The following is a 25,975-nucleotide window of genomic DNA, read 5'->3' on the forward strand; positions in this document are numbered from 1 at the left end:
TGACTTAGAACTCAAGACTTTCGACTCAAGACTAGCCGTCAGGTTGACGCCTATCGCCCACAATTGGCATTTTTGGAAATATTATTTACCCCTAAACAGGGAAACTATCCAGATAATAATTGCGATAACAATAATAACCGAAATAATACCGACAACGGCCCCGGCCTTAAAGATCCCCTCAATTACGGAACAGCTGCTTATGCAAAACAGTAATAACATGAGCGACGGAAAATATAATTTTTTCATGGTAGTTTTTTACCTGATATAATATGCGAAAGGAGGAATAAGTTTTAAGGGCGGGGATTTATTTTAATAACAGATAGAAATACAACTTTTAGATCTCCGTGCCTTTCTTTGTGAACTCTGCGGTAAAAAATTGACCACAGAGACAGCGAAGAATGCTACAAATTCACCCTATCTCCATGTGCCTTTGGCTCAGATATTACCAGGAAATGCAGATCAGCATCACCATTATTTAAAATACGGTGTTTTGTATTTGGGGTAATATGGATGGACTGATTAGCCTGAACTGTTTTCTGTTCCCCCTCAATTTCAAAAGTGGCAGTGCCCGATAATATATAAAACACCTGCTGTGCATTATGATGATAATGCAATTGCTCGCCGGTTCCCGGAGGCATGCGTTCCTGGATCACACTCAGCGTAGCCGACTTTAAAAGGTGCCAGCCATCGCATTGTTCGCCCCAGGTATAATGTTCAGCATTTTCAGTTGATGTGATCATGTTAAATGTTATTTGAGTTTTGCCTCGTATTCCTTTATTAGTTTTTGGGTTGCCCGGTTATGCCATGCAGTTAGCAGCAGTTCTGTAAGGTCATCCGGCGATACTGTATTAAGGTTGATGAGCATATAATCATAATTGAAATAATGATCAGTTATGAAAAAGGCATCCGGCTTTGCCGAGATCCACTTGTCGCGCTCTATGGTTTGCAGCACCAGGGTTTCGCCATCCTCTTTTAACCGTGCAAAATACTTTTTATTTACATAAAACGCAGGCGTAGCAAAGCACAGTTTTTCTGTAACACCCGGCAACAACATTAATTTGCTGCGGATAAAGGCGAGATGGATCTGGGTGGAAGTGGTGAAGTGCATGGGGTAAATATTGATCGCAACGCTAATATAGTACCTTATTTATTAAACAAAACAGAATTTGCAGGCATTTAATACCTTTGTAAACATGCCTTTCTCTCAAAATATAAAAGTTGCTGTTGATGCGGTGGTATTTGGATATACTTCAAAAGAAGGATTATCGGTATTGCTCATAAAAAGAGACATCGAACCCTATAAAAATAGCTGGGCTCTTCCCGGCGGATTGGTAGGCAATGATGAATCATTAGAAGATGCTGTTCAGCGCGAATTAACTGAGGAAACCGGCGTTAGCATAAATTACCTGGAGCAGCTTTATAGTTTCGGAAAACCGGGGCGTGACCCACGTAACCGCGTAATATCTGTTACCTATTATGGCCTGGTAAAACCCGATGCATTTGTGCTGCATGCAGATACAGATGCTGCCGACGTTGCATGGTTCAACATAAAAAAAGTACCGCAGCTGGCATTTGATCACCACGAAATTATTACGTTGGCCCACGCCCGCTTAAAAAACAAAATTTTATATGAGCCGGTGGGCTTTGAGTTGCTCGATAAAAAATTCCCATTCTCCGAACTTGAAAAACTTTACATGGCTGTACTCGACAGGCCCATTGACCGGCGTAATTTTAAAAAGAAAGTGTTAAAATTTGGCTTTTTAGAAGAAACAACTGAAAGGCAGCAGCTTGACGGTGCAGGCCGACCGGGAAATCTGTTTTGTTTTAACGAGGGAAAATACTTTCAGTTGAAGAAAGAAGGCATCAGCTTCGAAATATAAAATCTATTTAAATTAAAAAAAAACGTAAAATAATTTGCGTATTAAAAACGCATATCTATATTTGCGTATAATTAACGCAAATTAAAATGAAAACCGCAGTTATTATCGCCCGCTTCCAAACACCTTACCTGCATGAAGGGCATCAAAGCCTTATCAACCAGGTAAAGGGAGCGCATTCCAAACTAATTATTTTGTTAGGCGTAAGCCCGATTACCGGCAGCAGGAAAAACCCGTATGATTATTATACCCGCGAAAAAATGATCAAAACTGCTCATCCGGAAATTATTGTTTTGCCAATAAGTGATCATCCGAATGATAAGGTATGGTCTGAAAATTTAGATACCCTGTTAAAAGGAGTATTCACGAACGAACAGTTTGATTTGTATGGCAGCAGGGATAGCTTTATACCTTTTTACAATGGTAAATTTGAAACTATTGAGCTGCCTGAACATGGCGATTACAACGCTACTGAACTGCGCAAACAATATGCGGATAAAGTTTTTGACTCGAACGATTTCAGGGCCGGCATTTTATACGCTTATTACAACCAGTACACCAAAGTTTACCCAACGGTGGATATAGCCTTGTTCAGGAATGAAAAGAAAGAAATATTGTTAGGTAAAAAAGTGATCAATAATAAATGGCGGCTGGTAGGCGGTTTTGCTGATCCTGAAGATGCAGATTATGAAAGCGCTGCCAAACGCGAGCTAACCGAAGAATGCGGTAATTTGGAAACCACCAAAATGGTTTACGAAACCTCCCGCAAAATTAATGACTGGCGCTACCGTAATGAGGCCGACAAAATAATCACCCTGCTTTTTAGCTGCGATTATATAACCGGCGAACCCTCAGCACAGGATGATATTGCTGAACTGAGCTGGTTTAAACTGGCTGATCTGCCAAAGATGATTGATGATGAATTGATCAGCAATGAACATATTGAACTTTTTAACCTGTTACTTGAAAAATATCTTAATAAATAATCCATGAAACGCGAAAATTTAATCCTGCTGGCTGATGCTTATAAATATGCTCACCATAAGTTATACTACCCAGGTACCACACAGATATACAGTTACCTGGAGAGCCGTGGCGGTATGTTTAACGAAACCGTATTTTTTGGTCTGCAATACTTTTTAAAAGAATACCTGCAGGGCAAGGCATTTACCCAGGAAGATCTTGACGGGGCTGAAGGCCTTTTATTACAAGTGTTTGGCCGGGATGATGTGTTTGATAAAAGTAAGTTCCAGTATATTTTAGATAAGTACGATGGCTGGTTGCCGGTTAAAATTAAAGCCGTGGCTGAGGGCACCGCGGTACCCACAGGTAACGTACTGATGACCATTGAAAACACCGATCCGGAATGCTACTGGCTTACCAATTTTTTAGAAACCTTGCTGATGCAGGTTTGGTACCCCTGTACAGTTGCCACCCTTAGCAACCAGGTACGTAAAGTGGTTACACAATACTATGAAGAAACGGCTACACCCGGCAGTGAAGCCGGGATTGATTTTGTTTTGAATGATTTTGGCTTCCGTGGTGTTAGCAGCGTGGAGAGCGCTAAGATTGGAGGTGCAGCGCATTTGCTCAATTTTAATGGCAGTGATAACCTGGCGGGGTCAGGTATGGCTATAAATTATTATAATGCACAAAAAGTATATGGTTTAAGCATTCCCGCTACTGAACATAGCATCTGTACGCTATTGGGTAAAGATGGCGAGCTTGAGGTGTTCAGGCATATTTTAAAAACGTTTCCAACAGGGATTATCGCTTGCGTATCTGATAGCTACAATATATTTAAGGCCTGCGAAGATTATTGGGGTGAAGAGTTGAAAGCTGAGATCCTGAACCGCAAAGGTACGCTTGTTATCCGCCCCGACAGCGGCGACCCGGTAATGACCCTGGTAAAAATATTTGAAATACTTTTTGATAAGTTTGGTTATACAGTAAACGGAAAAGGCTTCAAAGTTTTACCACCGCAGGTAAGAGTAATCCAGGGTGATGGGGTAAATTATGAAGCTATAAAAACCATGTATGAAGCTTTGAAGCAACACAACATCAGCGCAGAGAACCTGGTTTTAGGTATGGGTGGCGCATTGTTGCAAAAAGTTGACAGGGATACGCAACGTTTCGCGCTAAAATGCAGCAGCACAATAATTGATAGTAAAGAAGTACGGGTTGAGAAAAGTCCGACAGAAATGGATGCCGGTGGAAACATCACCGAAAGCTTTAAAAAGAGTAAGGCCGGGCGTTTAAAATTGGTAAAAATTAATGGCACCTTTAAAACCGTTAATCAAAGTGATAATGATGGGTTAGCGGATGAATTGCATACCGTATTTGAAAATGGCAAGCTTGTAAATGAGATAAGCTTTGAACAGGTGCGCATCAACATAAATAACAAAATACCGGTAGCATGAAAAAAATCCTTTTCCATATAAAGCAATATAATTACCTGGCCGAAAAAGTTTTAGCCTGTGGTCAGTTTGAAAAAGGCGAGCTTGAAACAAATAACTTTACCGATGGTGAACGTTATCAGCGCATTTTATCTGACGTTAACGACAGGGATGTAATAATTATAGGAGGAACCGTTAATGATGAAGCAACGCTCGAGCTTTTTGATCTTGCTTCATCTTTAGTGAGCTATGGCGCCGGCTCATTATCATTGGTTATTCCTTATTTTGGTTATTCAACTATGGAAAGGGCCGTGCTGTCGGGCGAAATTGTAACTGCCAAAGCCAGGGCCATACTCTTATCGGCCATACCGCGCAGCAACAGGGGCAATAGGGTGTATTTGTTTGACATCCACTCCGAAGGAATCCCTTATTATTTTGAGCATGGGCTTTACCCTACACATGTTTATTGCAAGGATATTATTACTAAAGCGGCTCTTGAATATGGGGGTGATAACTTTGTGATGGCCAGCACTGATGCAGGCCGGGCAAAATGGGTTGAATCATTAGCGAATGAATTGGGTGTAAACGCCGCATTTATTTTAAAGCGCCGCCTAAAAGGCGACCATACCGAAGTGAGCGCCATTAATGCTGATGTAGCCGGAAAAACAGTTATAATTTACGATGATATGATCCGGTCGGGCGGCAGCATTATCAATGCGGCAAAAACTTATAAAGATGCCGGTGCGGCTGATATTATTGTTATTACTACGCATGGGCTGTTTGTAAAAGACGGACTGCAAAAACTTAAAAATTGTGGGATCATCAAAAAGCTGATCTGTACAGATTCGCATATAAATACCTGCCAGCTTGTGAATGATGATTTTGTTGATATAAGGAGTTTAGACGAGTTAATTTGTAGCATACTACTTAATAAAAAAGAGGCATGATATAACAAGGTTAAACTTTAATCGGTGGCTGAAAGGTTAAAAATTAAATCCTTAAATTTACATTATATCAACGCCTCTCCCAATGAAACAGCAATTCCATTACGCCACCGTTACCGAAGCCATTGAGCAGCTCAAAAAACAAGGCTATACCCTCGATCTGAATTTAAAGGAAAATCATTTTGTGGCGGGAGAACAACAATACCCGGCAGATGAATTTGAAATAGTTGACCTGTACCGTTATGAAGGCCCGTCGGATCCCGCTGATGAGGCTACGGTTTACGCGCTGGCTTCTGCATCCGGCATAAAGGGAATATTTGTATCAGGTTATGGCATTTCAACAGATGATGACTCGACAGAGACATTAAAGCAGTTACATTATAAATATCATCAGAAGTAGTAAACGCCCCGAGTTGTCGGGGCGTCTTTATAAATCTATTATTCCATCAATTATTTTATCCCGTAATGGTCATTCATCAGTTTTTCAAACAAGCCGCCGGGCAATATGCTTTTCAGGGTTGGGGCAATGGTTTGGCCAAAGGCGCCTACCAGGTAGCGGTGTGCCGGGCTTGATGAGTCGACAATTTGCACCAGTTTTTTTCCAATTACATCGGGACTTGCGCCTATGCTTTCGTCCTTTTCCATTGCAGCAACGGCGGTATTATATTCTTTCTCCAGCATTTCATTTTTTATCGGGAAAGCAACCTTCTCACGGTTTTGGGTAAAGTCGGATTTAAAGTCGCCGGGATTGATAAGTGTAACTTTAACGCCGGTATTGCGCAGCTCCATCCGCAGACTTTGCGAATATCCTTCAATGGCATATTTTGATGCGCTGTACATGCTTTGGTAAGGTAAACCAAATAACCCGGCCAATGAACTGATGTTTACTACAAGGCCATTTTTAACTGCTATCATGTGAGGTAATACCGCGCTGCTAACCCGCACCACGCCAAAAAAGTTAACCTCAAATTGCTTTTTAGCACTTTCAACGGGCATGGCGTAAGCCGGACCGGTAACACCATTACCGGCATTGTTTACCAAAACATCAATCCTGCCTTCGGTTTTAATAATTTTATCAATGGCAGCGTTTACCGATGCGTCATCGGTAACATCCAATTCAATAGGTTTAAATGATACCGATTTAATTCGTTTCAGATCGCGGGATGAACCGTAAACCGTATGCCCTTTTGCCTGAAGCGCTGTAGCACAGGCTAAACCTATCCCGGACGAAGCACCGGTTACAAGAATTACTTTACCCATTGTTTTATTTATTACTTAATGTGTTGATTTGTAGTTTTGATGTGGCGTAAAAATGCGAATAAAAATGAAAGCGGTGAAATTGTTTTGTAATTATTGAATTACAAGCCAAAAGCATAATTTTTTTTATTCTATTCTAATAGCGCGGCATTAATATAGCAAAAACGTTAAGAGTTAACAGATGCTGTTGCCGGTTTATCCAGGTCTATATTTTTCATAACCACCCTGTTCAATGGCAGACTATCGGGGTAATTATCTTTTACAAATTTTACCAGGTTTTCGCGGATATAGCAACGAAGATCAAACGCTTGTGATGAGTTACGGGCGCTAACCAATACCCGCACTTCAATACAATTAGTTTTTGCATCTGTAACCTGGATCACTTTTACGCGTTTGTCCCACAAATTGGTGGTGGTAAGCAGGCGGTCGAACTCTGTTCTTAAGGCATCAATAGGTGTATTATAATCAAGGTATAAAAAAACAGTTCCCAATATTTCTGATGTGTTGCGGGTCCAGTTTTGGAAGGGTTTCTCTATAAAATAGTTGATAGGCAGTATCAGGCGGCGCTGATCCCAAATATTTAATACCACATAGGTAAGGGTTATATCTTCAACCCGGCCCCATTCGCCTTCAACAACCAATACATCATCAATACGGATAGGCTGGGTAAATGCTATCTGGAAACCTGCAAGTAAATTTCCTAAGGATTTTTGTGCGGCAAAACCTATAATTATTCCGCCAATTCCAACTCCTGTTAGCAGGCCCGCCCCAATTTTACGAACATTATCAAAGCTGAGCAAAATAATGGCAATGGTAACAAATATGATGACTGTGCCAAGCACTTTCCGGATGAAGGCTATTTGGGTGCGGATCTTGCGTTCCTTAAGATTATCTTCTTTATTTAAATCGTATGTGTGATAAACATAATCTTCAAAAACATTCATAGCGCTCATCAGCAATATAGCAAATGAAATGATAAGGGCTATTTCAACAGCACGACTTAATATAAGGTCATAACGCGGTGTCAACTCCATTAAAGGCTCCATAAAGTTCAGCATAAGCAACGGCACAAAATGGTTCATAGGCCTGCTTAAATGCGTAATTATACTTCGAAACAAGGAATAGTCGGTATGATTTTTATTGTACTTGAGGATAGCTTTAACAATGAACTTAACCGCCAGGCCAATCGCTATGGCTAAAACCACAATAATCAAATCCCATAAAAACGGCTGAATGCGGCCCGACCATCCTTCAACTGTATCTTTCATATAATATGCCTTTTGTTTTTACAACACAAGGTATTAAGATTTGTTGAGAATGGATTAAGTGAATACCTAAATTTAATCCTCAAAAAGCTCCACGGGCTCAAGGTCTTTTATCTCGTCGTCAGTAAACAGCCGGGAATGGATCATAAAGCGGAAGCCAGTAGGGATCTCTATAGAAAAGCTTGATCCATATCCTTTTGTAATACCAATAGTAAGCTGGGTATGCTGCCAGTATTCAAACTGATCCTTGCTCATCCAAAATTCGCAATCGTCAATGGTGCCTATTTTTACATCGCTGCCACCCAGCTTAAACTCACCTTTTTCAAAGCACATAGGCGATGAGCCATCGCAGCAGCCACCGCTCTGGTGAAACATCAGGTCGCCAAAGCGGCCTTTTAAATCTTTTATCAAGGCGGATGCTTCGAGCATTACTAATACTCTTTTTGTCATACTGTTTATTTTAATTCAAATAAAATAGCACACAAATGGAAGCTTTTTCACCTTCTTTACAGAAGGATGTATGTCCGGCAATAGCATCGGCGGGGTGACTATGCGAGTGACATTACGCCAATGCACTGGCGTAAATGCCTGTCGTATAAACTCACCCCGCCGACGCAGCCCCGGGCAACCTTCGCTTCGCGGAAAGAGAGTGCGCTGCAATTTTTACCCATAGCTTTAATGACACCCCAAAGGGTGCCGTTGTTTTTAATCAACCAGTTACTAAAAAAAGCCCAGTTTGTTTTTGTCGTAAGAGATCAGCATATTTTTTGTCTGGCGATAATAGCCCAGCATCATTTTATGGTTCTCGCGACCAAAGCCCGATTTTTTATAGCCACCAAAAGGAGCGTGCGCCGGGTATGCATGGTAGTTGTTTACCCAAACCCTGCCGGCCTGTATGGCACGCGGAACCTGGTATATCTCGTGTGCATCCCTTGTCCACACACCGGCTCCAAGTCCATACAATGTATCATTGGCAATAGCAATAGCTTCCGCAGTTGTTTTAAACGTGGTAACACACGCAACCGGCCCGAAGATCTCTTCCTGGAAAATGCGCATTTTGTTATGTCCCTTAAATAGCGTTGGCTGTATATAATAACCACCGCCAAGGTCGCCGTCCAATTGTTTTATTTCGCCGCCGCACAATATTTCTGCACCTTCTTCTTTTCCAATTTTAAGGTACGATAGGATCTTTTCATATTGATCATTTGATACCTGTGCCCCCATCATGGTATCGCTGTCCATTGGGTTGCCCATTTTAATGGCGTTTGTTCTTTCAATTACCCGCGATATAAATTTATCGTAGATATTTTCATGCACCAGGATCCGCGACGGGCAGGTACAAACCTCGCCCTGGTTAAGGGCAAATAATACAGCGCCTTCTATCGCCTTATCAAAAAATGCATCATCAGCATTGCCAACAGATTCAAGGAAGATATTTGGCGATTTACCGCCAAGCTCCATCGTAACCGGGATCAAATTCTCAGATGCATACTGCATTATCAAACGGCCGGTAGTGGTTTCGCCCGTAAAGGATACTTTAGAAATACGTGGCGAAGATGCCAGCGGTTTACCAGCTTCCGGGCCGAAACCTGTAATAATATTTAATACGCCCGGGGGCAGGATGTCTTTTATCAGGTCCATTAATATCATAATGGATGTTGGTGTTTGCTCTGCAGGTTTTACCACGCAGCAATTACCGGCGGCAAGCGCAGGGGCTATTTTCCAGGTGGCCATTAGTAATGGAAAATTCCATGGGATGATTTGCCCTACAACACCAATAGGCTCGTGCAGGCAAATGCTCACCGTATATTCATCATGCTCAGAAATACCGCCTTCTTCGGCACGGATAACGCCTGCAAAATAACGGAAGTGATCTATAACCAAAGGCAGGTCGGCAGCCCTTGTTTCGCGGATAGCTTTGCCGTTATCAATACATTCAACAACAGCCAGGTATTCAAGATTCTCTTCAATAACATCGGCAATTTTATTAAGGATAGATGCTCGGTAGGCCGCCGCTGATTTACCCCATGTTACAAAGGCTGCATGCGCGGCATCCAAGGCAAGCTCAATATCCTCTTTGCCAGACCGGGCTGCTTTTGTAAATACCTTGCCATCAATTGGTGATATGTTATCAAAATATTCACCTTTAATGGGGGGCACAAATTTGCCGCCAATAAAATTGTCGTACTTTTCTTTAAAAGCAGGTTTTGAAACAATACTCATTTTTTTAAGTTTTAATTGATAGTACTAAGTTAGGTTTGGTGCATGCCGGTCATTTGCACTATGGTATCAAATGGTAGCACAATGGTGTCAATTTATATTATATACATAAGTACTTGAATGAATATTACTATACCTAATTTGTACTAAAATAGGCAACGACCATGATCAATAGAAACCTGGTATCCCCATTATCGCTTTCAAATCAGAAAGAGGTAAGAACGCTTGTTGAGAACAGGAGGGCATACACCTTAAACCATTGTGAGCTTAACGTATTTGAAACTTATGAGCGCAGCGAACTGGTGCCGTTAACCTTTAGCGACCTTGTAATAACCAGTATGCTGCGGGGCAAAAAAGTAATGCACCTGTTTGATCAGCCGGGATTTGACTATCTGCCCGGCGAATCGGTAATTGTGCCGCCAAACATCACCATGACCATTGATTTCCCGGAGGCCTCCGCAAACCAGCCATCACAATGCACTGCGCTGGCCATCAATCAGCAGGAGATAATGAACACCCTGGATTTTTTAAACGAAAATTATCCCCGCGAAGCTGGAAATACCTGGAAGCTTAATTATAACCAGTTCCACTTTTTTAATAATTACGAGCTTGCACAGCTGATAAATAAACTGATCCGCATTAGCACCGGTGATGCCTTAACAAAGGATGTACTGGCTAATTTAACCTTAAAAGAGTTGCTGATCCGCATAATGCAGATGCAAAACCTGCACGAGGTAAGTGACAATATGCATGAGCTATCTGCGGGCAGCAGGTTTGCCTATGTACTGGACTACATCAGAGTGCACCTTACCGAAAAGCTGAATATTGATGCCCTTAGCCAAATGGCATTTATGAGCAAGCCCAGCTTTTTTCGTGCATTTAAATATGAGCTGGGAATTTCGCCGGTTGATTATATAATAAAAGAAAGGATCCAGTTTGCCAAGCAACTGATGAACAACCCTTACAACAGTATCTCTGAAGCGTGTTTTAAAGCAGGCTTTAACAACCTGAATTATTTTAGCCGGGCATTTAAAAAAATTGAGGGAATAACGCCGAGCGGGTATAAAGTGGGGGCGAAGGGAAAGAATGAACAGCCCAACAGCCTGTTGGGGCTAAAGCCCTAATTCATTGTTCGTCTCATCTGTCACTTTTAAAAAATTAAGAAATGGGTTATATAAGGATGATTAAAGGCCTATCTAATAACAGATCAAGAAAAAAATCATTGCCGCCACTTTTAAGTGACGGAATAATCAGCAATTAAAAAGGGGCTTTAGCCAAACTAAAACCACCCAATGGAAAAGTTTTTATTTTTTCACAAAGCTCACCTGGAACAATTTATTCCATTTTTTGCCGGTTATGAAGATCCTTTTTGCAGCCGCATCATAAGCTATACCGTTTAACACATCGGCGCCCTCATTGCGTTTATTTTCCGGGTAAAGGCTGGTTAAGTCTATCCTTTGTAAAACAGCGCCGGTTTTAGGGTCTATTGCTATAATAGTATTTTGCTTCCAGATATTGGCATATAATTTACCATCAATATATTCAAGCTCATTTACTTCGTTAACGGCTCCCTTATCATCAAATACATCGATATATCCTATTTGGCGATAAGTATCTTTATCTAAAAACCAGATGCGGTTGGTGCTATCATCCATATATAGCTTTTTGCCGTCAAAGCACATGCCCCAGCCCTCAACACCTGTATTATTGGGGAAAGTGCTTAATTGTTTGAATGATTTTTTATCATATACATAGCCTATTTTTTCATGGTAAGTTAGCTGGATTATTTTATCACCCACTATAGAGATCCCTTCGCCAAATACCTTCGGATCAACCATTGCTTTTTGTAACACCTTACCCGTGGTTAGATCCACTTTTCTCAGGCTCGACTGACCATCTTTAACCTGTCCCTGAGGTGGGTCTAAATAGCCGCCCCCGCTTTCATATATAAAGCCATCATGGTAAAGAATCCCTTCGGTAAAGCATGAGGTATCGTGCGGAAAAACTTTTTCCACTTTAAATGTATATTCTTCCGGAGCTTTTGATGGCAGCAGAACTATATTGGTTGATGCATCCTGGTTTTTACCGCCGGTATAAACTTTAGCTGTAATTATCCGCGGCCCCAGCGGAATGGTATCTGTTTTTAATGAAAATGCTGTTGTATCCTTTTTCGATCCGATCTTTACAGAGTCAAGCACGTAAACTACCGAATCAGGCTTTGATCCTGCCGGATAATGCGCCTGTACCACAACCACATCTCCCGTTTTATAGGAGGTGCCTGCTTCAGGGCTTACGGTAATGCCGTTATCCTGGTGTTTTGAGGGACAGCCAAAAAGCAGTAAGGCTGTAGCTGTTAATAGTATATTGAATTTAAATTTCATATTTTGATTACATGGGTGTTGGCCAAAACGCGTCTTCTATATGTTTTAGTATGTGATTGTTATTCCTGTCAAATAAAATGGATATAATATCAAACCGCACCTCGCCCTGGTGGTTCATCAGGTAAATATACTCCTCTGCCGCCTCAACCAATAATCTTTGTTTGCGGGCATCCACAAAATCTTCCGGTTCGCCAAACCAATTGCCGGTGCGGGTTTTTACTTCGGTAAATATAATCACCTTGTTTTTATATGCAATAAGGTCAACCTCTAAACGGCCATGCGTCCAGTTCTCATCCAAAATCTCGTAGCCGGTATTTTCGAGGTGGAGTTTTGCAAGGCTTTCGCCTTTGCGGCCCAGGTCCAGGTGTAGCGCCATTATTTTAAAATTACTGAACCCAGGTAATCCGAAATAGTTTTCTCTACTTTTTTCATGTGCATGTACTGGTTTAGCAGGATCTCCTGGTCGGCTTCAACACTTGTTTTTTGTAGCTCCTTCCGCAGACCTTCCAGTATTTTGCCAACTTTTTGTTTTTTCAGGTGGAAGATAGCTCCTAAAATAGTGGCCTTCATATTCGCCTGTTCATCGTTCACCAATATCTTATGCATCTCGTACCAATTTTCACTCAGGGTGTATTTGGTTGCTAAAAGTGTTACTGTTACGTCAACAATGTTTTTTTCCGGGTAATGAATAAAGTATTGTTCATCGGGCAGTACACCATTTTCAACTTCTCTGCGGTAAATTTCTACGAACGATTTGCAGGTTTGATTTTCAAATTCAACATCACTTAACTCGGCAATCATAAACGGACCGATGTAAGTATTGGCTATCCCATCCCAGTCGATAACCTTATTGCCATATAACAGCAAAAGCCGGATGATTTCCTTTTCCTGATTTGAATCATCTTTTTCAACCTTTATCTCCGGTTCATCAAAAAAATTGGGCTCATCAACCGGAGCAGGCCTTGAAATTTGCTGCTGCGAATCTTTTTTGGCTTTCGCCATCCGCATTTTGTTCAGCTCAGATAACAGCGCGCGTTCATCTATCTGCAATAAATAACTGCATTCTTTTATAAATACCGATGCTTTTATTGAATCGGGGATCTTTGCAACGCTTTCAACAATTTCCCTTATTACATCTGCCTTTTTTATCGGGTCGTTCCCTACTTCTTTTAGCAGGATATCAGTTTTAAAAAGAATAAAATCTTTCTTGTTATCAGCAATATGCTTTTTAAAGCCATTTGTGCCGAAGTTGCGTACGTACGAGTCAGGATCATGCCCATCCGGGAAAAGGACCACCTTAACGTTAAGGCCTTCCTCAAGGATCATATCCAAACCGCGGAGCGAGGCTTTTATTCCGGCTGCATCGCCATCATACAAAATGGTTATATTTTTTGTAAAACGGCCAATAAGCCTGATCTGCTCAACGGTTAATGAAGTGCCGGATGATGCCACCACATTCTCGATCCCCGCCTGGTGTACCGAGAGCACATCTGCGTAGCCTTCAACCAAAAAGCAGTTATCTTCCTCGCGGATAGCCTTTTTGGCAAAGTAAAGGCCATAAAGCACATTTGATTTATGGTAGATCTCCGACTCGGGCGAGTTTACATATTTGGGTACATTTTTATCGTTTTTAAGCGTCCGGCCGCCAAAGGCTATTACCCTGCCGGTAAAGCTATGGATGGGGAACATTACACGGCCGCGATAACGATCATACAGTGATCCGTTGTCGCGCTTAACCGAGAGGCCGCTTTCTTCTAAAAACTGCTGCTGGTAGCCCTCCTTCAGGGCCTGGCCGGTAAATGCCTCCCATTGATCGGGCGAGTAGCCCAACTCAAACTTTTTGATGGTATCGCCGCTAAAACCACGCTCCTTAAAATAGCTTAAGCCGATGTTTTTTCCTTCATCTGTTTCAAGCAGGCTTTCATGGAAAAATTTAGCTGCGTAGCCGGAAACGATCATCAGGCTTTCGCGGTGGTTTTCTTCTTCGCGGTTTTCAGAGGCCTCAACCGTTTCTTCAACCTCAATGCCGTATTTTTTTGCCAGCCACTTCAGCGCTTCGGGATAAGTAAACTTCTCCAGTTCCATTAAAAAAGTAATGGCCGAGCCACCCTTACCTGATGAAAAATCTTTAAAAATTCCCTTAGCCGGTGATACTGTGAACGAGGGGGTGCGCTCATTGGCAAAAGGCGACAAGCCCACATAGTTGGCACCGCGTTTTTTTAGCTGTACAAACTCGCCAATCACCTCCACAATATCTGTGGCTTCCATTATACGGTCGATAGTTGGCTTGGTGATCATTTAATAAACGCAGTGCTTTAGTGTAACCACAAAAATAGCTTTTTTACCGTTTCTTAAGCCGATTAATTTATTGCTGTTGCATTTTGCTACCTTTACCGTACTGTATTAAAACGCGGAATAAGTAACATGAAAAAAATATTAATGGTGGTTTGCTGTGCTATTGGTGGTGTTTTAATTTATTCATGTCATAAAGATAGCAAAGTGGTCCCTGCCGACTATTATTTTAAAGCAAATAAAAACGGTGCAGGCTGGGGAGGGCAGGGAAGTGCATCTGCTATACCCGGCGACAGCTTAAGGCTAACAGCATTAAAGCCAGCGGGGGAGGAACAAATTTATATTAACATAAAATTTAATGGCCTCGGCACCTACCCGCTAACCGGCACCCAGGCGGCATTTTTTACAACAGTTGGCATGGATGTTTTAACAAGTCATTACAGGTTGGATACCACTAAAAGCAGCTCGCTGACTATTTTAAGTTATAGCACCAAAACGCGTATTATATCAGGAACATTTGAGCTGCACGTGTTAAAAGACGGTAACCCCAACGAATATGTACCAATTGATTTTAACAATGGGCTTTTTAGAGTGAAACTTCCAAACTAGTGTAAAGTCAATAGTAATTAGTCGTAAGTCTAAAGCCAAGTTTTGTCTTTTTCTGACTTAGAACTCAAGACTTTCGACTCAAGCCTTAGCGTCAATTCATGATTGACACGACACTAGCATGGCGACACCGTTTTTATACTCTTAATTTCGCCGGAATTTGGGTGTTGATCAAGTTAGTCGTGAGCGATTCCGATTTAAAAACAAATCAACCCAATCAATTACCTGTATAAATGCTTACTATCAATAAATTCCAAAACAACATCCGGCACAAAATATTGCACATTCTTTTTTTGTGCAATGGACTGCCGGATAAATGTTGCCGATAGCTCCATCAGCGGAGTCATAGTTATGGTTACTGATGGGTGGGTAGCCAGGTCGGTGTTTTCATAGCCGGGGCGGGGATAAACATAGATCTGGTAATCGCGCAGGATCAGTTTATAGTTTTTCCATTTGGGTAATGATACCAGGTTGTCTGACCCCATTATCAATGCAAATTCATGCTGCGGATATTTTTCCTTTAAATGAACAAGTGTATCAATGGTGTATGATGGCTGGGGCAGCTTTAGCTCAACATCGCTAACCTGGATGTTATTTGAATTATCGGTAGCCAGCTTACACATTTCAAGTCGATCATAGGTATTTATCAGGTCGCCGTATTTTTTTAAGGGGTTTTGAGGGGATACCACCAGCCACACCTTATCAAGTGTGGTGTAATTAGCCATATAATTAGCAATAATTAAATGGCCGACGTGTATGGGGTTAAATGAACCGAATAGTAGTCCTACTTTCATTAGTTGGCAGTTTTTAGTTGGCAGTTGGCACTAGTAATTTAAGAATATTATCCTGCGCCAAACTTTCCGGGATTATCAATCATATATTGAATAAGTCTACCAATTTCAACTGATAAACTATTTAATCTTTCATAAACTTCTTTAGAAATATAATCACATGCATGCGAAAATTCAAGCCATCCTTGCGTTTCGCTATTTTCCATGTCAGCATCCGTTAGTTTGCTTACAAAATGATTTGGGTATATCCGCTTGCGATAAGCTTCAATAGTACAAATATTAGTTGAGCGGGAAGAACGTCGTATTTGATCTGTTAGAGAGTAGGTTTCTTCTTTTGGAAATTGCTTGGTTACAGTAAATATCTCCATAGATAAGGTAAAGCTTTTTTTATAAACTAACAGGTCTTTGTATGAACCCATATATAAACTACTGCAAATAAACTACTGCAAACCGAATACTGCAAACTAACTCTGCAAAAGAAAGTTTCTCACCAAATCTTCCGCTTCCTTACATGCCGTTTGAAGATCGTAATTTTTTAGGATAATATCAAATTGCGGAGCATAATTCAATTCTTTTTCTGCTTTTATAAAGCGCTCAGCCAATTTTTCCTTGCTATCGGTACCTCTGCCGGCTAAACGTTCTTTAAGTACCTCCAGGGATGGAGGTTGTACAAATATGGCCAGAGCCTGGTCTTCATACTTGCGTTTAAGGTGTAGGCCACCCTCAACATCAATATCAAATATCACGGTTTTGCCGTGCTGCCAGATCCGTTCGATCTCGGTGCGCAGGGTGCCATAAAAGGTGCCGGTGTATACTTCTTCAAACTCAACAAACTGTTTTTTGGCAATGCGGTGTAAAAACTCCTCTTTACTTATAAAGTAGTAATCCTCGCCGTTTACTTCTTCACCGCGTGCTTTGCGGGTAGTTGCCGAAATAGAAAACTCCAGCTCAGGCACTTTTTTAAGCAAGTGTTGTACAATGGTAGTTTTGCCTGCCCCGGATGGTGCCGAAAATATGATGAGTTTGCCGTTAGGATTCATTTTGTTGTAAAGTTTGAATGTTGAAATGTTGTAAAGTTGATTTTTAACATTTCAACCTTACAACTTTACAACATTACAACACGTTGAGTAATTGTTCTTTAATTTTTTCAAGCTCTTCTTTCATGCCTACTACCAGTTTTTGGATGTTGGCATCGTTAGCTTTTGAGCCGAGCGTATTTACCTCGCGGCCAATTTCCTGCGATATAAAGCTGAGCTTTTTGCCGTTGGCATCATCATTTTTCAATGTCTCGATGAAATAGTCGCAATGTGTTCTGAGGCGGAGCTTTTCCTCCGTAATATCAAGCTTATCAATAAAATAGATCAACTCCTGTTCAAACCGGTTTTGGTCAATACTTTCGCGGCCCACTGCTTCGCTTAAAAATTGGTTCAGCCGCTCCTTTATTAAAGGTACGCGCTTTGGCTCCTCAACTTCAACCAGTTCCAGGTTTTTAAGGATGATACCTATTCTATATTTTACATCCTGCTCCAGCACGTTGCCTTCATCAGTTCTGAACTGCTGAAATGCGGCTAATGCCTGCTGGTAAGCCTTTTCGGCTACCTTCCACTCTTCTTCCGATGCTGTTTCTTCTTCGTATTTTACAACTTCAGGCAGGCCCAAAGCAAGCTGCAATAAATTACCGGTGGGTTCATTCAAATCAACACTAACGGCCTTTAGCTGTTCATAGTAATGTTGAAGCAGTTCCCTGTCAATACCGGCTGCATTTACTGTAGTGCTTGCCTTTTCAACATTTATAGAAAGATTTACTTTGCCACGTTCAATTTGTTTGCTGCAATCATTGCGCAGCTGAAATTCTTTTTCGGCAAAAGTTTTGGGCAGTCGAAGGGATAGCTCCAGGAATTTACTATTGAGTGATTTTATTTCAACAGTATATTTTGCTCCTTCAGAGTCGACGCTGGCAATTCCATAGCCCGTCATGGATTTTATCATGCGCAAAGATAGGAATTAGAGATTAGAGATCAGAGGTTAGAGATTAGGTTTTTTAAAAGGGGGGATCGGACGTTAGAGGTTAGGTTTTTAATAGTTATAAAATCCTAACTAACCTCTGATCACTGGCCTCTAATCTCTCAAATCAAACTGTTCGGCAAGAAGCCGGTACGAGGTTAGCCTGTCTTCAAAAGTTTCTGTAATGGTAACGGCAATTATTTCATCAACCTTATAATCTTCGGCCAGCCAGGTAAGCTTTAGCTTTATTTCGCCGGGAGTACCGGTTATTACCCTGTAGCGGTTGTATTTAATACGATCCTGCTCTGCTGCTGAATATTCAACATTTTTTATGTCCTCATAATTTACCGGACTAAGGCCGCCGCCTTTTTCAAACTGGTTAAAACGGTAATCCATCAGTGACTGGTGCTGCCTTATTTTTTCCTCATCTTCCGAGCAAAAAACAAATATGGCAACGTTTGCATGCTCGACAGGCATATCTTCAGATGGTTTGAATTTCTCCCTGTATAAGGCAATTGCTTCCGGTCCGCCAAAGGGGTTTATAAAATGTGCAAAAGAAAGGCCCATGCCAAAATGAGCGGCAAACAATCCGCTTTGCCCGCTTGAGCTCAGCAACCACAGATCCGGGGTGGTTTGTACCTGCGGGATGGCCCTTATTTTTAATTGTGGTGTGCCCGGGTCGCCGCGGTCATGAAAATAATTATTGAGTTCATAAAGCTGCTCAATAAAATCCTGCTCGCGGAACTGGTTGGATGGGTTGAGCATGGAAGCCGTTATCCTGTCGGTGCCCGGTGCGCGGCCCATTCCCAGGTCGATGCGGCCCGGCGCCAAAGCTTCCAGCATCCTGAAATTTTCGGCTACTTTTAAGGCGCTGTGATTGGGCATCATTATGCCACCTGAGCCTATGCGGATCTTTGTTGTTTGCGATGCCAGATAGGCCAGCAAAACCTCGGGGGTTGAGCCTGCCAGGCTGCCGGTATTATGATGCTCAGATACCCAAAAACGGGTATAGCCTAATTGATCGGTATATTTTGCCAGCTCAACCGTTTCCTGAACGGCCTGCTCTGCAGTAACGCCCTTGCGTACCGGAGATTGATCCAATACGCTGAGGCGGATTTTGTTCGTGCTCATAGTGTTACAAAAACACAAAGGTAAGGAAGGGATTGTAAGGTGATTGTAAATAGAAATATGGTGGGTGTAGTAGCTTTCTAATTTTATGACTAAATTTGTTTTAAAGATTTAAGTATGACAACAGCAGCAATAAGGGAAAGATTATACGATTACATTAGGGTAGCTGATGATAAAAAGGTAAAAGCTATTTATGCATTACTCGAAGATCAGGTAATTCCGGTTGTGGATTGGTCAGAAGATAAAGATTTTGTTGCGGAGTTGAATGAACGCGTGAGAAGGTACGAGGCAGGGATAGATCCAAGCTTTTCATTAGCAGAAGTTAAGGCAGAATTGGAACAATTGGATAAAGAGCGGGCAAAAAGCTTCACAAAGTGAGCTATGCCGTTGATTTGTTCCTTAAAGCACGTAAGGAACTATTTGAAACCAGGGAATGGTATGAAGAAAAGCAACCAGGTTTAGGTAAACGATTTGAGGATGAGGTTTTCAGGAAGATTTATTTAATACAAAATAATCCTTTGCATTATCCTTCAAAAAATGGGTTCCGGGAAATTAGAATTGACGTGTTTCCTTATCTGCTTGTTTATAAAGTTGTTAAAAGCAGCAATATGATTTTCATTGTTACTACTTTTCACATGAGCAGGCATCCTAAAAGGAAATATTAGACTTTATAAGTCATCATAAACAGAATCGGTTTCATCATATCCTTTTAGAAATTGATCAAGTAAAATCTGTTTGATTTTAGATTCTTCCTTGTCATCGAAATCGTAAGTAAAATCTACTACTTTCATAAATTGGTGTATTTTCAAATTTACTAAATTTGTCTGCGGGAGACGCGATGCTTCGCGTCTCCTGCGAAATCAATCTGAAGAATTATCTACCCATTAAAATGATAAAGAAAGACCACCTCCCCTGTATAGGCTGGTTTTTTCTCGCCGTCTATTTCCATGGTTACGCCAATGGTGGCTTTTGTGATGCCTCTTAGGTTAACTATGGCAACAAGCGTTGCTATCAATCTTACATGACTGTCGACCTTAACCGGCTGGGCAAATTTTATGTTTTCAATGCTGTAGTTGATCTGCATTTTAAGGTTTTGCACATCGGCAATCTGGTGCCAGAAATAAGGCAGCAGCGATACTGTCAAATAACCATGCGCTATAGTAGCCCCAAACGGACCTTCATTTTTTGCGCGTTCCGGGTCAGTGTGGATCCATTGATGATCTATGGTAGCCTCGGCAAATTTGTTGATTTGGTCCTGGGTTATGGTGTGCCAGCCGGAAGTGCCTATCTCTTTTCCAAGGTGCGTTTCAAATTCGGCGTGGTTTCTTATAATTATCATTTGAGCAATGTTTGTTTGTGATTGATGTAATTGGTCTGTAAAAATAGTAAACTGACTGAAATTTCGAAATTTCAGTTTGCAGTTTTAAGTGGGCGGCTGGCAGGCCGGCTTAATCCTCCCAAAAATTGAGCAGACAATCGCTGCATTACCCAATTAAAAAGTATTATACTTCCAATCAAACGCCACGCCATTAGCTTGCCATTGGGCCATCACTTTTTCAAAATCCTGGTTATGGTCATACGATTTAATTACGAAGCGATTTTTATAGGTTTTGTTATTTTTGTCAGCTATTTCAATGCGGTTGCGTAATAGGTTACCAAAGTGTTTCCTGTTCCAAATGGCAACTTTTAACCTGATACCTTTTGCTTCATTCAGCAGTATTTTTGTTCCATCAATAATTAGGTAGTCATCAGCTAATATTAATTCCCCGTCTTTAACATACGTTCGAACCAAACCCGTGGCCATCACAAGCAAAAAACTGAGCGATGTTAATGATGTCACTAGTATTAGGGCATCAATTAAAGCATCAACAAGCGGGGTAAAAGGGGTTTTAAACTGCACATTAAATATACCACATGCAGCCAGAGCCGGGAGGGTTACGATTGTGATACCCCCTAATATGTAAAACAGTTTAGTTCTTTTTGTAAAAACGTCGAAAGCTATCGGCATAATTAATTGTGAAAGCGATTTGGCAAAACAGATATAGTGTACAATATAGCAATATTAATAATTTATATGCATTGTATGCAGACGGCTATTTTTGAAACATGATTTAAGGATTTTAGGATAGTCAGAACCTGCGGCCAGCAGGCTTAATCGAGTGTGGCTAATGCCAGCTTGATGATATCGTCAAACACTGTTTTGTCGGTGATTGATTTTGCGGTTACGCGAATGCCTTTTACCGTGTTAAACGTAAAGCGGGCCAGGGCCCTTGCATCCTGCCGGTTGGCGATCTCACCGCTCTCCTGCCCTTTTTTGATCACCTGGTAAAGGGCCTCTTCCACCTGCTGGTCGTTCTGACATACCATCTTGCTAACTTCCGGGTCGTGTGGGGCAACTTCAACTTCGGCATTTACCATAAAACAACCTTTATGCTTTTGGTCGCCCAATAGTTCACCGGCTATCAGCTCCAGCAGTTTTTTTATCCTTTCCTTAGCCGGCCCTGAATTGTTGATGATAGTGCAAATTTTTGCTGAACCAACGCTTTGATAGCTTTCCAATGCCTTGATAAACAGGGTGTGTTTGTCGCCATACGTATCATACAGGCTTGAACGGCTGATGCCTAGGCCATCCACCAGGTCCTGCATGGAGGTGCCGTTATAGCCCTTGTGCCAAAAAATAGCAATAGCCTTGTTCAGCACTTCATTTTCATCGAAATCTTTCGTTCTTGCCATAACAGGAATAGCCTTGCTTGTAATTAAGCAAAGCTATTCATTTTATTAAATAAGAAGCAAGAGGCCAGGAGTCAAGAATCAAAAGATCAAGAATTAAGAAAAATGAGTGTCCGCCTGCATAACTTTACAAATAGGCATTTTTCTATTTTTTATCTTGACTCTTGATTCTTGACTTCTTGATTCTTGTCTCTACCTCTTGATTCCTGACTCTTACTATCTTAACTCTTTTTCAATTACCTAACACCGCCACCGGCCAGCAAGGTTTCGCCTGTTAACCAGCGCGATTCTTCAGAGGCCAGGAACACGGCAACCAGCGCAATATCTTCCGGCTGACCTATCCGTCCAAGCGGTGCTGTACGTTCTGTTTCAGTTTGGAAATCACTGCCGATAAACCCGGCGGTGTGGGCGCCTTCGGTTTCTACCATGCCGGGATTGATGGAGTTCACCCTAATTTTCTTCGGACCAAGCTCTTTGGATAATACATGGGTAATGGAGTCGACCGCACCTTTGGTTGCTGTATAAATAGAACTGCCAACCGGGGCTATGCTGCTCACTACGGAACCTATGTTGATGATACTTCCGCCATTTTCATTAAAGCTTTTCAATGCGCCTTGTGTTGCCAGCAGTAAGCCAAGCACGTTAGTATCAAACTGGGTATGAAATTCTTCTTCGGTAATTTGTTCTATTGCGCCAAACTTGTAAACACCGGCGTTATTCACCAGTATGTCTACTGCACCAAAGGCTTTACTGGTTTCCTCAAATAAACGGGCAACATCGGCCAGTTTTGAAACATTGCCCTGTACGGCAATAGCCTTGCCGCCATTGCTGATGATCTCTGCCACTACCTTATCGGCGCCGTCTTTTGCCGAAGAATAATTTACTACTACCGATGCGCCTTCGGCTGCCAGGCTTTTGGCTATGCCTGCCCCAATACCTTTTGATGCTCCTGTTATTACTGCTACTTTGTTTGCTAACTTTTTCATGTTGTTGATGATTAATTTTCTATATTTGGAATAATCGTTCCGCAAAGGTAACCTATTATAGGAACGATCGTTCCGATTTGTTAAAATATTAGGTGGGGATGACAAATGGGGGGAGAAGTAGTGGCAGTGCGTAGTTGCAATTGGCAGTGGCAGCTGGTTGTTTAAGGGTTACAACATTTACAACAGCGTGTTTGTAAGTATTGTAAAATGCTGTAGTGTTTGTAAAATGCGTTATGGAGTTAGGATAGTTCAATACTTATTAGCGATGTCACGAGTGCGCCACCTCTTTTGGCCGGCGCGGCACACTCGCGATTTCTATGATTTAAACAAGAGATATTTGATAGTTTTTTTGATACGGACGATTATTTCTAACACGTGCAAATACCCTCCATATCAATTTGTTTCTAACGGCATTAATCACTAACATTTTATTTTTTTTCTGTTGTACTTTTCTTTGGTAATAGGCTTTCATATCGGCATTGTAATTTATAGCTACTAACGCTGCCATATGTAGTAAGCTTTTCATGGTCTTATTAGCTTTATGAGACACTTTGGATTTTCCTTTAATACTTGATCCGGAAGAATATTCAAACGGTGCCACTCCCGAATAACAAGCAAACTTTGCCGGATCTGTTATGTCTTTAAATTCATTCGTAGTAATGATCATTTCTGTTGCCGTTACTTTCCCTATGCCTTCGACGGATGTTACGATTGAAAAAAGTCTTTTTAATTCCACATCAGAAGCTATGACCTGATCCATTTTTAGCTCAATACGCTTAATGTCTTCGTCCAAAGCTTTAAGAGACGCTTTGCATAGCTTTTTGCATTCATAGGCTGCATTTTTATCGAAACCACTAGTTTCATTAAGGGCAACTGTCAATTGTTTGCGAGCATTGATCACCCTGTTTCGAAGGCCAGATAAGTGTTTAAGCTGCTGTATAACTTGTCTTTTAGGCTGCCAAAGCCGTAGTTCCATGCTGTTTTTATAGGCATATTGTGCAATCCGGATAGCATCTATCTGGTCGCTTTTACCTCGTTGTAATCCGGACGAGAGTTTAATGTGGATGGCAGCCTCCAGGCATACAAATGCCTTTTTCGAATACAAAAAACTTAATAAATGCTGGTTGTAAATGCCGGTGTGCTCCATACAAAATATGGCCTCATTTATGCAAAACCCTGGCTGTAACTTTAACTTCGCCCAAAACTTCCTGATGCCAGGCTCGTCATTCTCATTCACCCATTTAAAAAGTAATTCTTTGCCTTTAAAGACGGCAAAATCGAGTGTCGTTTTGGATACATCAATTCCAATAAAAAAGTTGTAATTCATAACTTTGTATTAATTGTTAATAAAATCGGTTAACCGTTTAAACACAATCAATACCTTACTAATGAGCCTCGGAACTCTAATTTCTATTTGATGCTTGTTTAAACAACTGACAGAGGATTGAATCGCGAGATAAGCCTTTATGCTTTGCCAGAGAGATAATTTCCCTCTGTCAGTGTTAACCTTTCCACAAAAATCACAGTTATTAACAAAAGAAAAAGAAGCAAAAAGAAAACTTCAACAACAATAATAATAACTTGTTATTTGTATTCTGCTAATCTAAAGGCCAGAAAGGGATATTAGTGAGAAAATGACAAGGTTGGGATGTCATGGTGAGCTTGTCGAACCACGACGCGGGCAAAGGCTTCAGCACCATGCTTAGCACGCGGATAGGCCACCGCGCACGTCGCCCTTCGACAGGTTCAGGGTGACAAGCCTGTTGTATGTTTCGATATAACTCGTCATGGGTAGCGAGAGCGAACAGCTATTTTTTTGCCTCCTTTTCCCACAGTTTAATGGCTTTTTTTTCTGCTGCCAGGGCCTTTAATTTATCACCTCCCCGCCTGTACCACTCCGCCATTTCGTGGTATTGTTTTGCCATACCACCAACCGTTAAATAAGGCGGCGACTGATCTATTTTAACCTGGTAGCATTCCGCACCTAACAGGTAGATCTCTTTCGGCGTACTTAGCTTGCGCATATCGTCCCGGATATCTCCGATAATACTGCCATAAGCGTCACCGCCATTGGGAGACGATGCTATAGCCTGTTTGCCGAATTCATAAGCCTTATGCGGGTTGGTCCGCAGTAACGCAATAAAGGTATATGATGCCACCCACTGCGAATATTTTAACTTTGGCTCCTTTTTAACCATTTCGTCAATCACCATCAGGGTGGAATCAGGGAAACCAAGGTCATCCAGATCGTTATACCTCCCCTGGTAGCGGCGCACTTTGGAAATCAACGCCTCATCCAGATCGTCTAAATATTTCTGACTGCTATCTGCGTACTTTCTCTTTATAGATTCTGCCTCAATGTCCCAGGTATTGTTTACTATTTTCTGTAAAACTGTATCGAGGCTGCGGGTGTTTCCCATCCATACCACTATTCCCTGCCCATTTATCACAAAAGCAGCAGGGATATAATGTTGGTGAAAAGCGTCCAGCCAATCGTGTACTGTAAAATTTGTATCTTCCACAGCTACATTAAAATTCATTTTACGCCCCATACTGTCAATAAATTCCTTAATCTGCGTTAAGGTTTTCGGCCTGGAAACTTGCGATTCAAATACATCGATAGAAGAAATGGTCACTTTATCCTTGAATTTTCGGGCTAAATCCGAAAGGTGAGGCATGCCTGCAATACAGGGCCCGCACCAGGTTGCCCAAAAATCAACTACGTACACCTTGCCTTTTTCAAAACTTGTAACAGGTGTACCTTTAATCCAGTCCCGTACCCGCAATTGCGGAGCGGGGTCACCCATAAAACGAGCTGTGGTTGTGTCTTTCTTTGTGCTGATTAATATAACAGATGAGTCTTTTTGCACATTAGTAAATTTAAGCGTTGTATCGTTTTGTGCGATTTTAGATTTGGCGGATGTATCGTTTTGTGCACTGACAGTAAACATTAACATGCAGAACAGAATTAATAATTGAAGTTTTGGTTTCATATTATATGGAATGCTGTTATTATAAGTGTTTTATGGCGGGTGGTTTACGTACCTGTTTATTGGATTAGGCTTGCTTTTTTAAAATTAGGAAATTAAAAATGTTGA

The 25,975-nt window shown here is 41.4% G+C and carries 31 protein-coding genes; 9 read left to right on the forward strand and 22 right to left on the reverse strand.

Annotated elements, in window-relative coordinates:
• Positions 1–81 precede the first annotated feature (81 nt).
• The 3 genes from JWQ54_RS11145 to JWQ54_RS11155 all read right to left on the reverse strand — a co-directional run bounded on the left by JWQ54_RS11145 (position 82) and on the right by JWQ54_RS11155 (position 1,108).
• Positions 82–246: a hypothetical protein gene (locus tag JWQ54_RS11145; RefSeq protein WP_299584511.1), complete on the reverse strand. Its 165-nt coding sequence runs from the start codon at positions 244–246 to the stop codon at positions 82–84.
• Positions 247–401: 155 nt separating this feature from the next.
• Entirely contained in the window at positions 402–740 is a 339-nt protein-coding gene (locus tag JWQ54_RS11150; protein ID WP_299584515.1) for a cupin domain-containing protein, read from the reverse strand.
• Positions 741–748: 8 nt separating this feature from the next.
• Positions 749–1,108, reverse strand: a complete 360-nt coding sequence (locus JWQ54_RS11155; RefSeq protein WP_299584518.1) for an MmcQ/YjbR family DNA-binding protein — start codon at positions 1,106–1,108, stop codon at positions 749–751.
• Between the two features lie 85 nt (positions 1,109–1,193).
• Here JWQ54_RS11155 and JWQ54_RS11160 point away from each other — a divergent pair, with 85 nt between their 5' ends.
• From JWQ54_RS11160 to JWQ54_RS11180, 5 genes are all read left to right on the forward strand, one after another.
• Entirely contained in the window at positions 1,194–1,880 is a 687-nt protein-coding gene (locus JWQ54_RS11160) for an NUDIX domain-containing protein (protein ID WP_299584520.1), read from the forward strand.
• Positions 1,881–1,966: 86 nt separating this feature from the next.
• Positions 1,967–2,863, forward strand: a complete 897-nt coding sequence (locus JWQ54_RS11165; protein WP_299584522.1) for an NUDIX domain-containing protein — start codon at positions 1,967–1,969, stop codon at positions 2,861–2,863.
• 3 nt (positions 2,864–2,866) lie between these two features.
• On the forward strand, positions 2,867–4,297 hold the full coding sequence (locus tag JWQ54_RS11170) for a nicotinate phosphoribosyltransferase (RefSeq protein ID WP_299584524.1): 1,431 nt from the start codon (positions 2,867–2,869) through the stop codon (positions 4,295–4,297).
• Complete coding sequence (locus tag JWQ54_RS11175) at positions 4,294–5,220, forward strand: ribose-phosphate diphosphokinase (RefSeq protein WP_299584527.1); 927 nt, start codon at positions 4,294–4,296, stop codon at positions 5,218–5,220. Before JWQ54_RS11170 ends, JWQ54_RS11175 begins: the two co-directional genes overlap by 4 nt.
• 82 nt (positions 5,221–5,302) lie before the next feature.
• A complete protein-coding gene (locus tag JWQ54_RS11180; RefSeq protein ID WP_299584529.1) occupies positions 5,303–5,617 on the forward strand; it encodes a phosphoribosylpyrophosphate synthetase in 315 nt (104 codons plus the stop codon).
• A 50-nt stretch (positions 5,618–5,667) separates the two neighbouring features.
• Here JWQ54_RS11180 and JWQ54_RS11185 read toward each other — a convergent pair whose 3' ends face one another.
• The 4 genes from JWQ54_RS11185 to JWQ54_RS11200 all read right to left on the reverse strand — a co-directional run bounded on the left by JWQ54_RS11185 (position 5,668) and on the right by JWQ54_RS11200 (position 9,962).
• On the reverse strand, positions 5,668–6,477 hold the full coding sequence (locus tag JWQ54_RS11185) for an SDR family oxidoreductase (protein ID WP_299584532.1): 810 nt from the start codon (positions 6,475–6,477) through the stop codon (positions 5,668–5,670).
• A 164-nt stretch (positions 6,478–6,641) separates the two neighbouring features.
• Positions 6,642–7,742 carry a mechanosensitive ion channel domain-containing protein gene (locus JWQ54_RS11190; protein ID WP_299584535.1) on the reverse strand — a complete coding sequence of 367 codons (1,101 nt, stop codon included), beginning with the start codon at positions 7,740–7,742 and terminating at the stop codon, positions 6,642–6,644.
• 72 nt (positions 7,743–7,814) lie between these two features.
• The gene (locus JWQ54_RS11195) at positions 7,815–8,189 is read right to left on the reverse strand and encodes a DUF779 domain-containing protein (RefSeq protein WP_299584538.1); all 375 of its coding nucleotides are present in this window, start codon (positions 8,187–8,189) and stop codon (positions 7,815–7,817) included.
• A 270-nt stretch (positions 8,190–8,459) separates the two neighbouring features.
• Complete coding sequence (locus tag JWQ54_RS11200) at positions 8,460–9,962, reverse strand: aldehyde dehydrogenase family protein (RefSeq protein WP_299584540.1); 1,503 nt, start codon at positions 9,960–9,962, stop codon at positions 8,460–8,462.
• A 161-nt stretch (positions 9,963–10,123) separates the two neighbouring features.
• Between JWQ54_RS11200 and JWQ54_RS11205 the strand changes: the two genes are divergently transcribed.
• Positions 10,124–11,083 (forward strand): AraC family transcriptional regulator, encoded by a 960-nt coding sequence (locus JWQ54_RS11205; protein WP_299584542.1) that lies wholly within the window; start codon positions 10,124–10,126, stop codon positions 11,081–11,083.
• A gap of 180 nt (positions 11,084–11,263) precedes the next feature.
• On the opposite strand, the gene JWQ54_RS11210 is transcribed toward JWQ54_RS11205, so the two are convergent.
• From JWQ54_RS11210 to dnaG, 3 genes are read right to left on the reverse strand one after another with little or no spacing between them, the layout of a single operon-like run.
• On the reverse strand, positions 11,264–12,340 hold the full coding sequence (locus tag JWQ54_RS11210; RefSeq protein WP_299584545.1) for a glutaminyl-peptide cyclotransferase: 1,077 nt from the start codon (positions 12,338–12,340) through the stop codon (positions 11,264–11,266).
• Between the two features lie 7 nt (positions 12,341–12,347).
• Positions 12,348–12,716 (reverse strand): YraN family protein, encoded by a 369-nt coding sequence (locus JWQ54_RS11215; RefSeq protein WP_299584548.1) that lies wholly within the window; start codon positions 12,714–12,716, stop codon positions 12,348–12,350.
• A complete protein-coding gene (dnaG, locus tag JWQ54_RS11220) occupies positions 12,716–14,638 on the reverse strand; it encodes a DNA primase (protein WP_299584551.1) in 1,923 nt (640 codons plus the stop codon). The genes JWQ54_RS11215 and dnaG overlap by 1 nt, the downstream gene beginning before the upstream one ends.
• A gap of 126 nt (positions 14,639–14,764) precedes the next feature.
• On the opposite strand from dnaG, the gene JWQ54_RS11225 reads away from it, so the two are divergent.
• Positions 14,765–15,241 carry a DUF6252 family protein gene (locus tag JWQ54_RS11225; protein WP_299584554.1) on the forward strand — a complete coding sequence of 159 codons (477 nt, stop codon included), beginning with the start codon at positions 14,765–14,767 and terminating at the stop codon, positions 15,239–15,241.
• Between the two features lie 218 nt (positions 15,242–15,459).
• On the opposite strand, the gene nadD is transcribed toward JWQ54_RS11225, so the two are convergent.
• The 5 genes from nadD to JWQ54_RS11250 form a co-directional block, all read right to left on the reverse strand.
• Positions 15,460–16,032 (reverse strand): nicotinate (nicotinamide) nucleotide adenylyltransferase, encoded by a 573-nt coding sequence (nadD, locus tag JWQ54_RS11230; protein WP_299584557.1) that lies wholly within the window; start codon positions 16,030–16,032, stop codon positions 15,460–15,462.
• A 47-nt stretch (positions 16,033–16,079) separates the two neighbouring features.
• Positions 16,080–16,448 carry a four helix bundle protein gene (locus JWQ54_RS11235; RefSeq protein WP_299584559.1) on the reverse strand — a complete coding sequence of 123 codons (369 nt, stop codon included), beginning with the start codon at positions 16,446–16,448 and terminating at the stop codon, positions 16,080–16,082.
• Positions 16,449–16,493: 45 nt separating this feature from the next.
• Entirely contained in the window at positions 16,494–17,069 is a 576-nt protein-coding gene (gene gmk, locus JWQ54_RS11240; RefSeq protein WP_299584561.1) for a guanylate kinase, read from the reverse strand.
• 73 nt (positions 17,070–17,142) lie between these two features.
• Positions 17,143–18,018, reverse strand: coding sequence for a YicC/YloC family endoribonuclease (locus JWQ54_RS11245; protein WP_299584564.1), 876 nt, complete (start codon positions 18,016–18,018; stop codon positions 17,143–17,145).
• A 129-nt stretch (positions 18,019–18,147) separates the two neighbouring features.
• Complete coding sequence (locus JWQ54_RS11250) at positions 18,148–19,164, reverse strand: LLM class flavin-dependent oxidoreductase (RefSeq protein WP_299584567.1); 1,017 nt, start codon at positions 19,162–19,164, stop codon at positions 18,148–18,150.
• Between the two features lie 114 nt (positions 19,165–19,278).
• Between JWQ54_RS11250 and JWQ54_RS11255 the strand changes: the two genes are divergently transcribed.
• Entirely contained in the window at positions 19,279–19,539 is a 261-nt protein-coding gene (locus JWQ54_RS11255) for a hypothetical protein (protein ID WP_299584571.1), read from the forward strand.
• Positions 19,536–19,826 carry a type II toxin-antitoxin system RelE/ParE family toxin gene (locus JWQ54_RS11260; protein ID WP_299584574.1) on the forward strand — a complete coding sequence of 97 codons (291 nt, stop codon included), beginning with the start codon at positions 19,536–19,538 and terminating at the stop codon, positions 19,824–19,826. The genes JWQ54_RS11255 and JWQ54_RS11260 overlap by 4 nt, the downstream gene beginning before the upstream one ends.
• Before the next feature lie 3 nt (positions 19,827–19,829).
• Here JWQ54_RS11260 and JWQ54_RS11265 read toward each other — a convergent pair whose 3' ends face one another.
• The 7 genes from JWQ54_RS11265 to JWQ54_RS11295 form a co-directional block, all read right to left on the reverse strand.
• Positions 19,830–19,952, reverse strand: a complete 123-nt coding sequence (locus JWQ54_RS11265) for a hypothetical protein (protein ID WP_299584577.1) — start codon at positions 19,950–19,952, stop codon at positions 19,830–19,832.
• An 86-nt stretch (positions 19,953–20,038) separates the two neighbouring features.
• Entirely contained in the window at positions 20,039–20,500 is a 462-nt protein-coding gene (locus JWQ54_RS11270) for a MaoC family dehydratase (protein ID WP_299584580.1), read from the reverse strand.
• 153 nt (positions 20,501–20,653) lie between these two features.
• The gene (locus JWQ54_RS11275; RefSeq protein ID WP_299584583.1) at positions 20,654–21,169 is read right to left on the reverse strand and encodes a hypothetical protein; all 516 of its coding nucleotides are present in this window, start codon (positions 21,167–21,169) and stop codon (positions 20,654–20,656) included.
• Positions 21,170–21,312: 143 nt separating this feature from the next.
• Positions 21,313–21,894 (reverse strand): TetR/AcrR family transcriptional regulator, encoded by a 582-nt coding sequence (locus JWQ54_RS11280; RefSeq protein ID WP_299584585.1) that lies wholly within the window; start codon positions 21,892–21,894, stop codon positions 21,313–21,315.
• Positions 21,895–22,127: 233 nt separating this feature from the next.
• The gene (locus tag JWQ54_RS11285; protein WP_299584588.1) at positions 22,128–22,877 is read right to left on the reverse strand and encodes an SDR family NAD(P)-dependent oxidoreductase; all 750 of its coding nucleotides are present in this window, start codon (positions 22,875–22,877) and stop codon (positions 22,128–22,130) included.
• A 322-nt stretch (positions 22,878–23,199) separates the two neighbouring features.
• A complete protein-coding gene (locus tag JWQ54_RS11290) occupies positions 23,200–24,204 on the reverse strand; it encodes an IS110 family transposase (protein ID WP_299584591.1) in 1,005 nt (334 codons plus the stop codon).
• A 481-nt stretch (positions 24,205–24,685) separates the two neighbouring features.
• The gene (locus tag JWQ54_RS11295) at positions 24,686–25,870 is read right to left on the reverse strand and encodes a TlpA disulfide reductase family protein (RefSeq protein ID WP_299584594.1); all 1,185 of its coding nucleotides are present in this window, start codon (positions 25,868–25,870) and stop codon (positions 24,686–24,688) included.
• Between the last annotated feature and the right edge of the window lie 105 nt (positions 25,871–25,975).

Source organism: Mucilaginibacter sp. (assembly GCF_028288225.1).
Lineage (GTDB): Bacteria > Bacteroidota > Bacteroidia > Sphingobacteriales > Sphingobacteriaceae > Mucilaginibacter.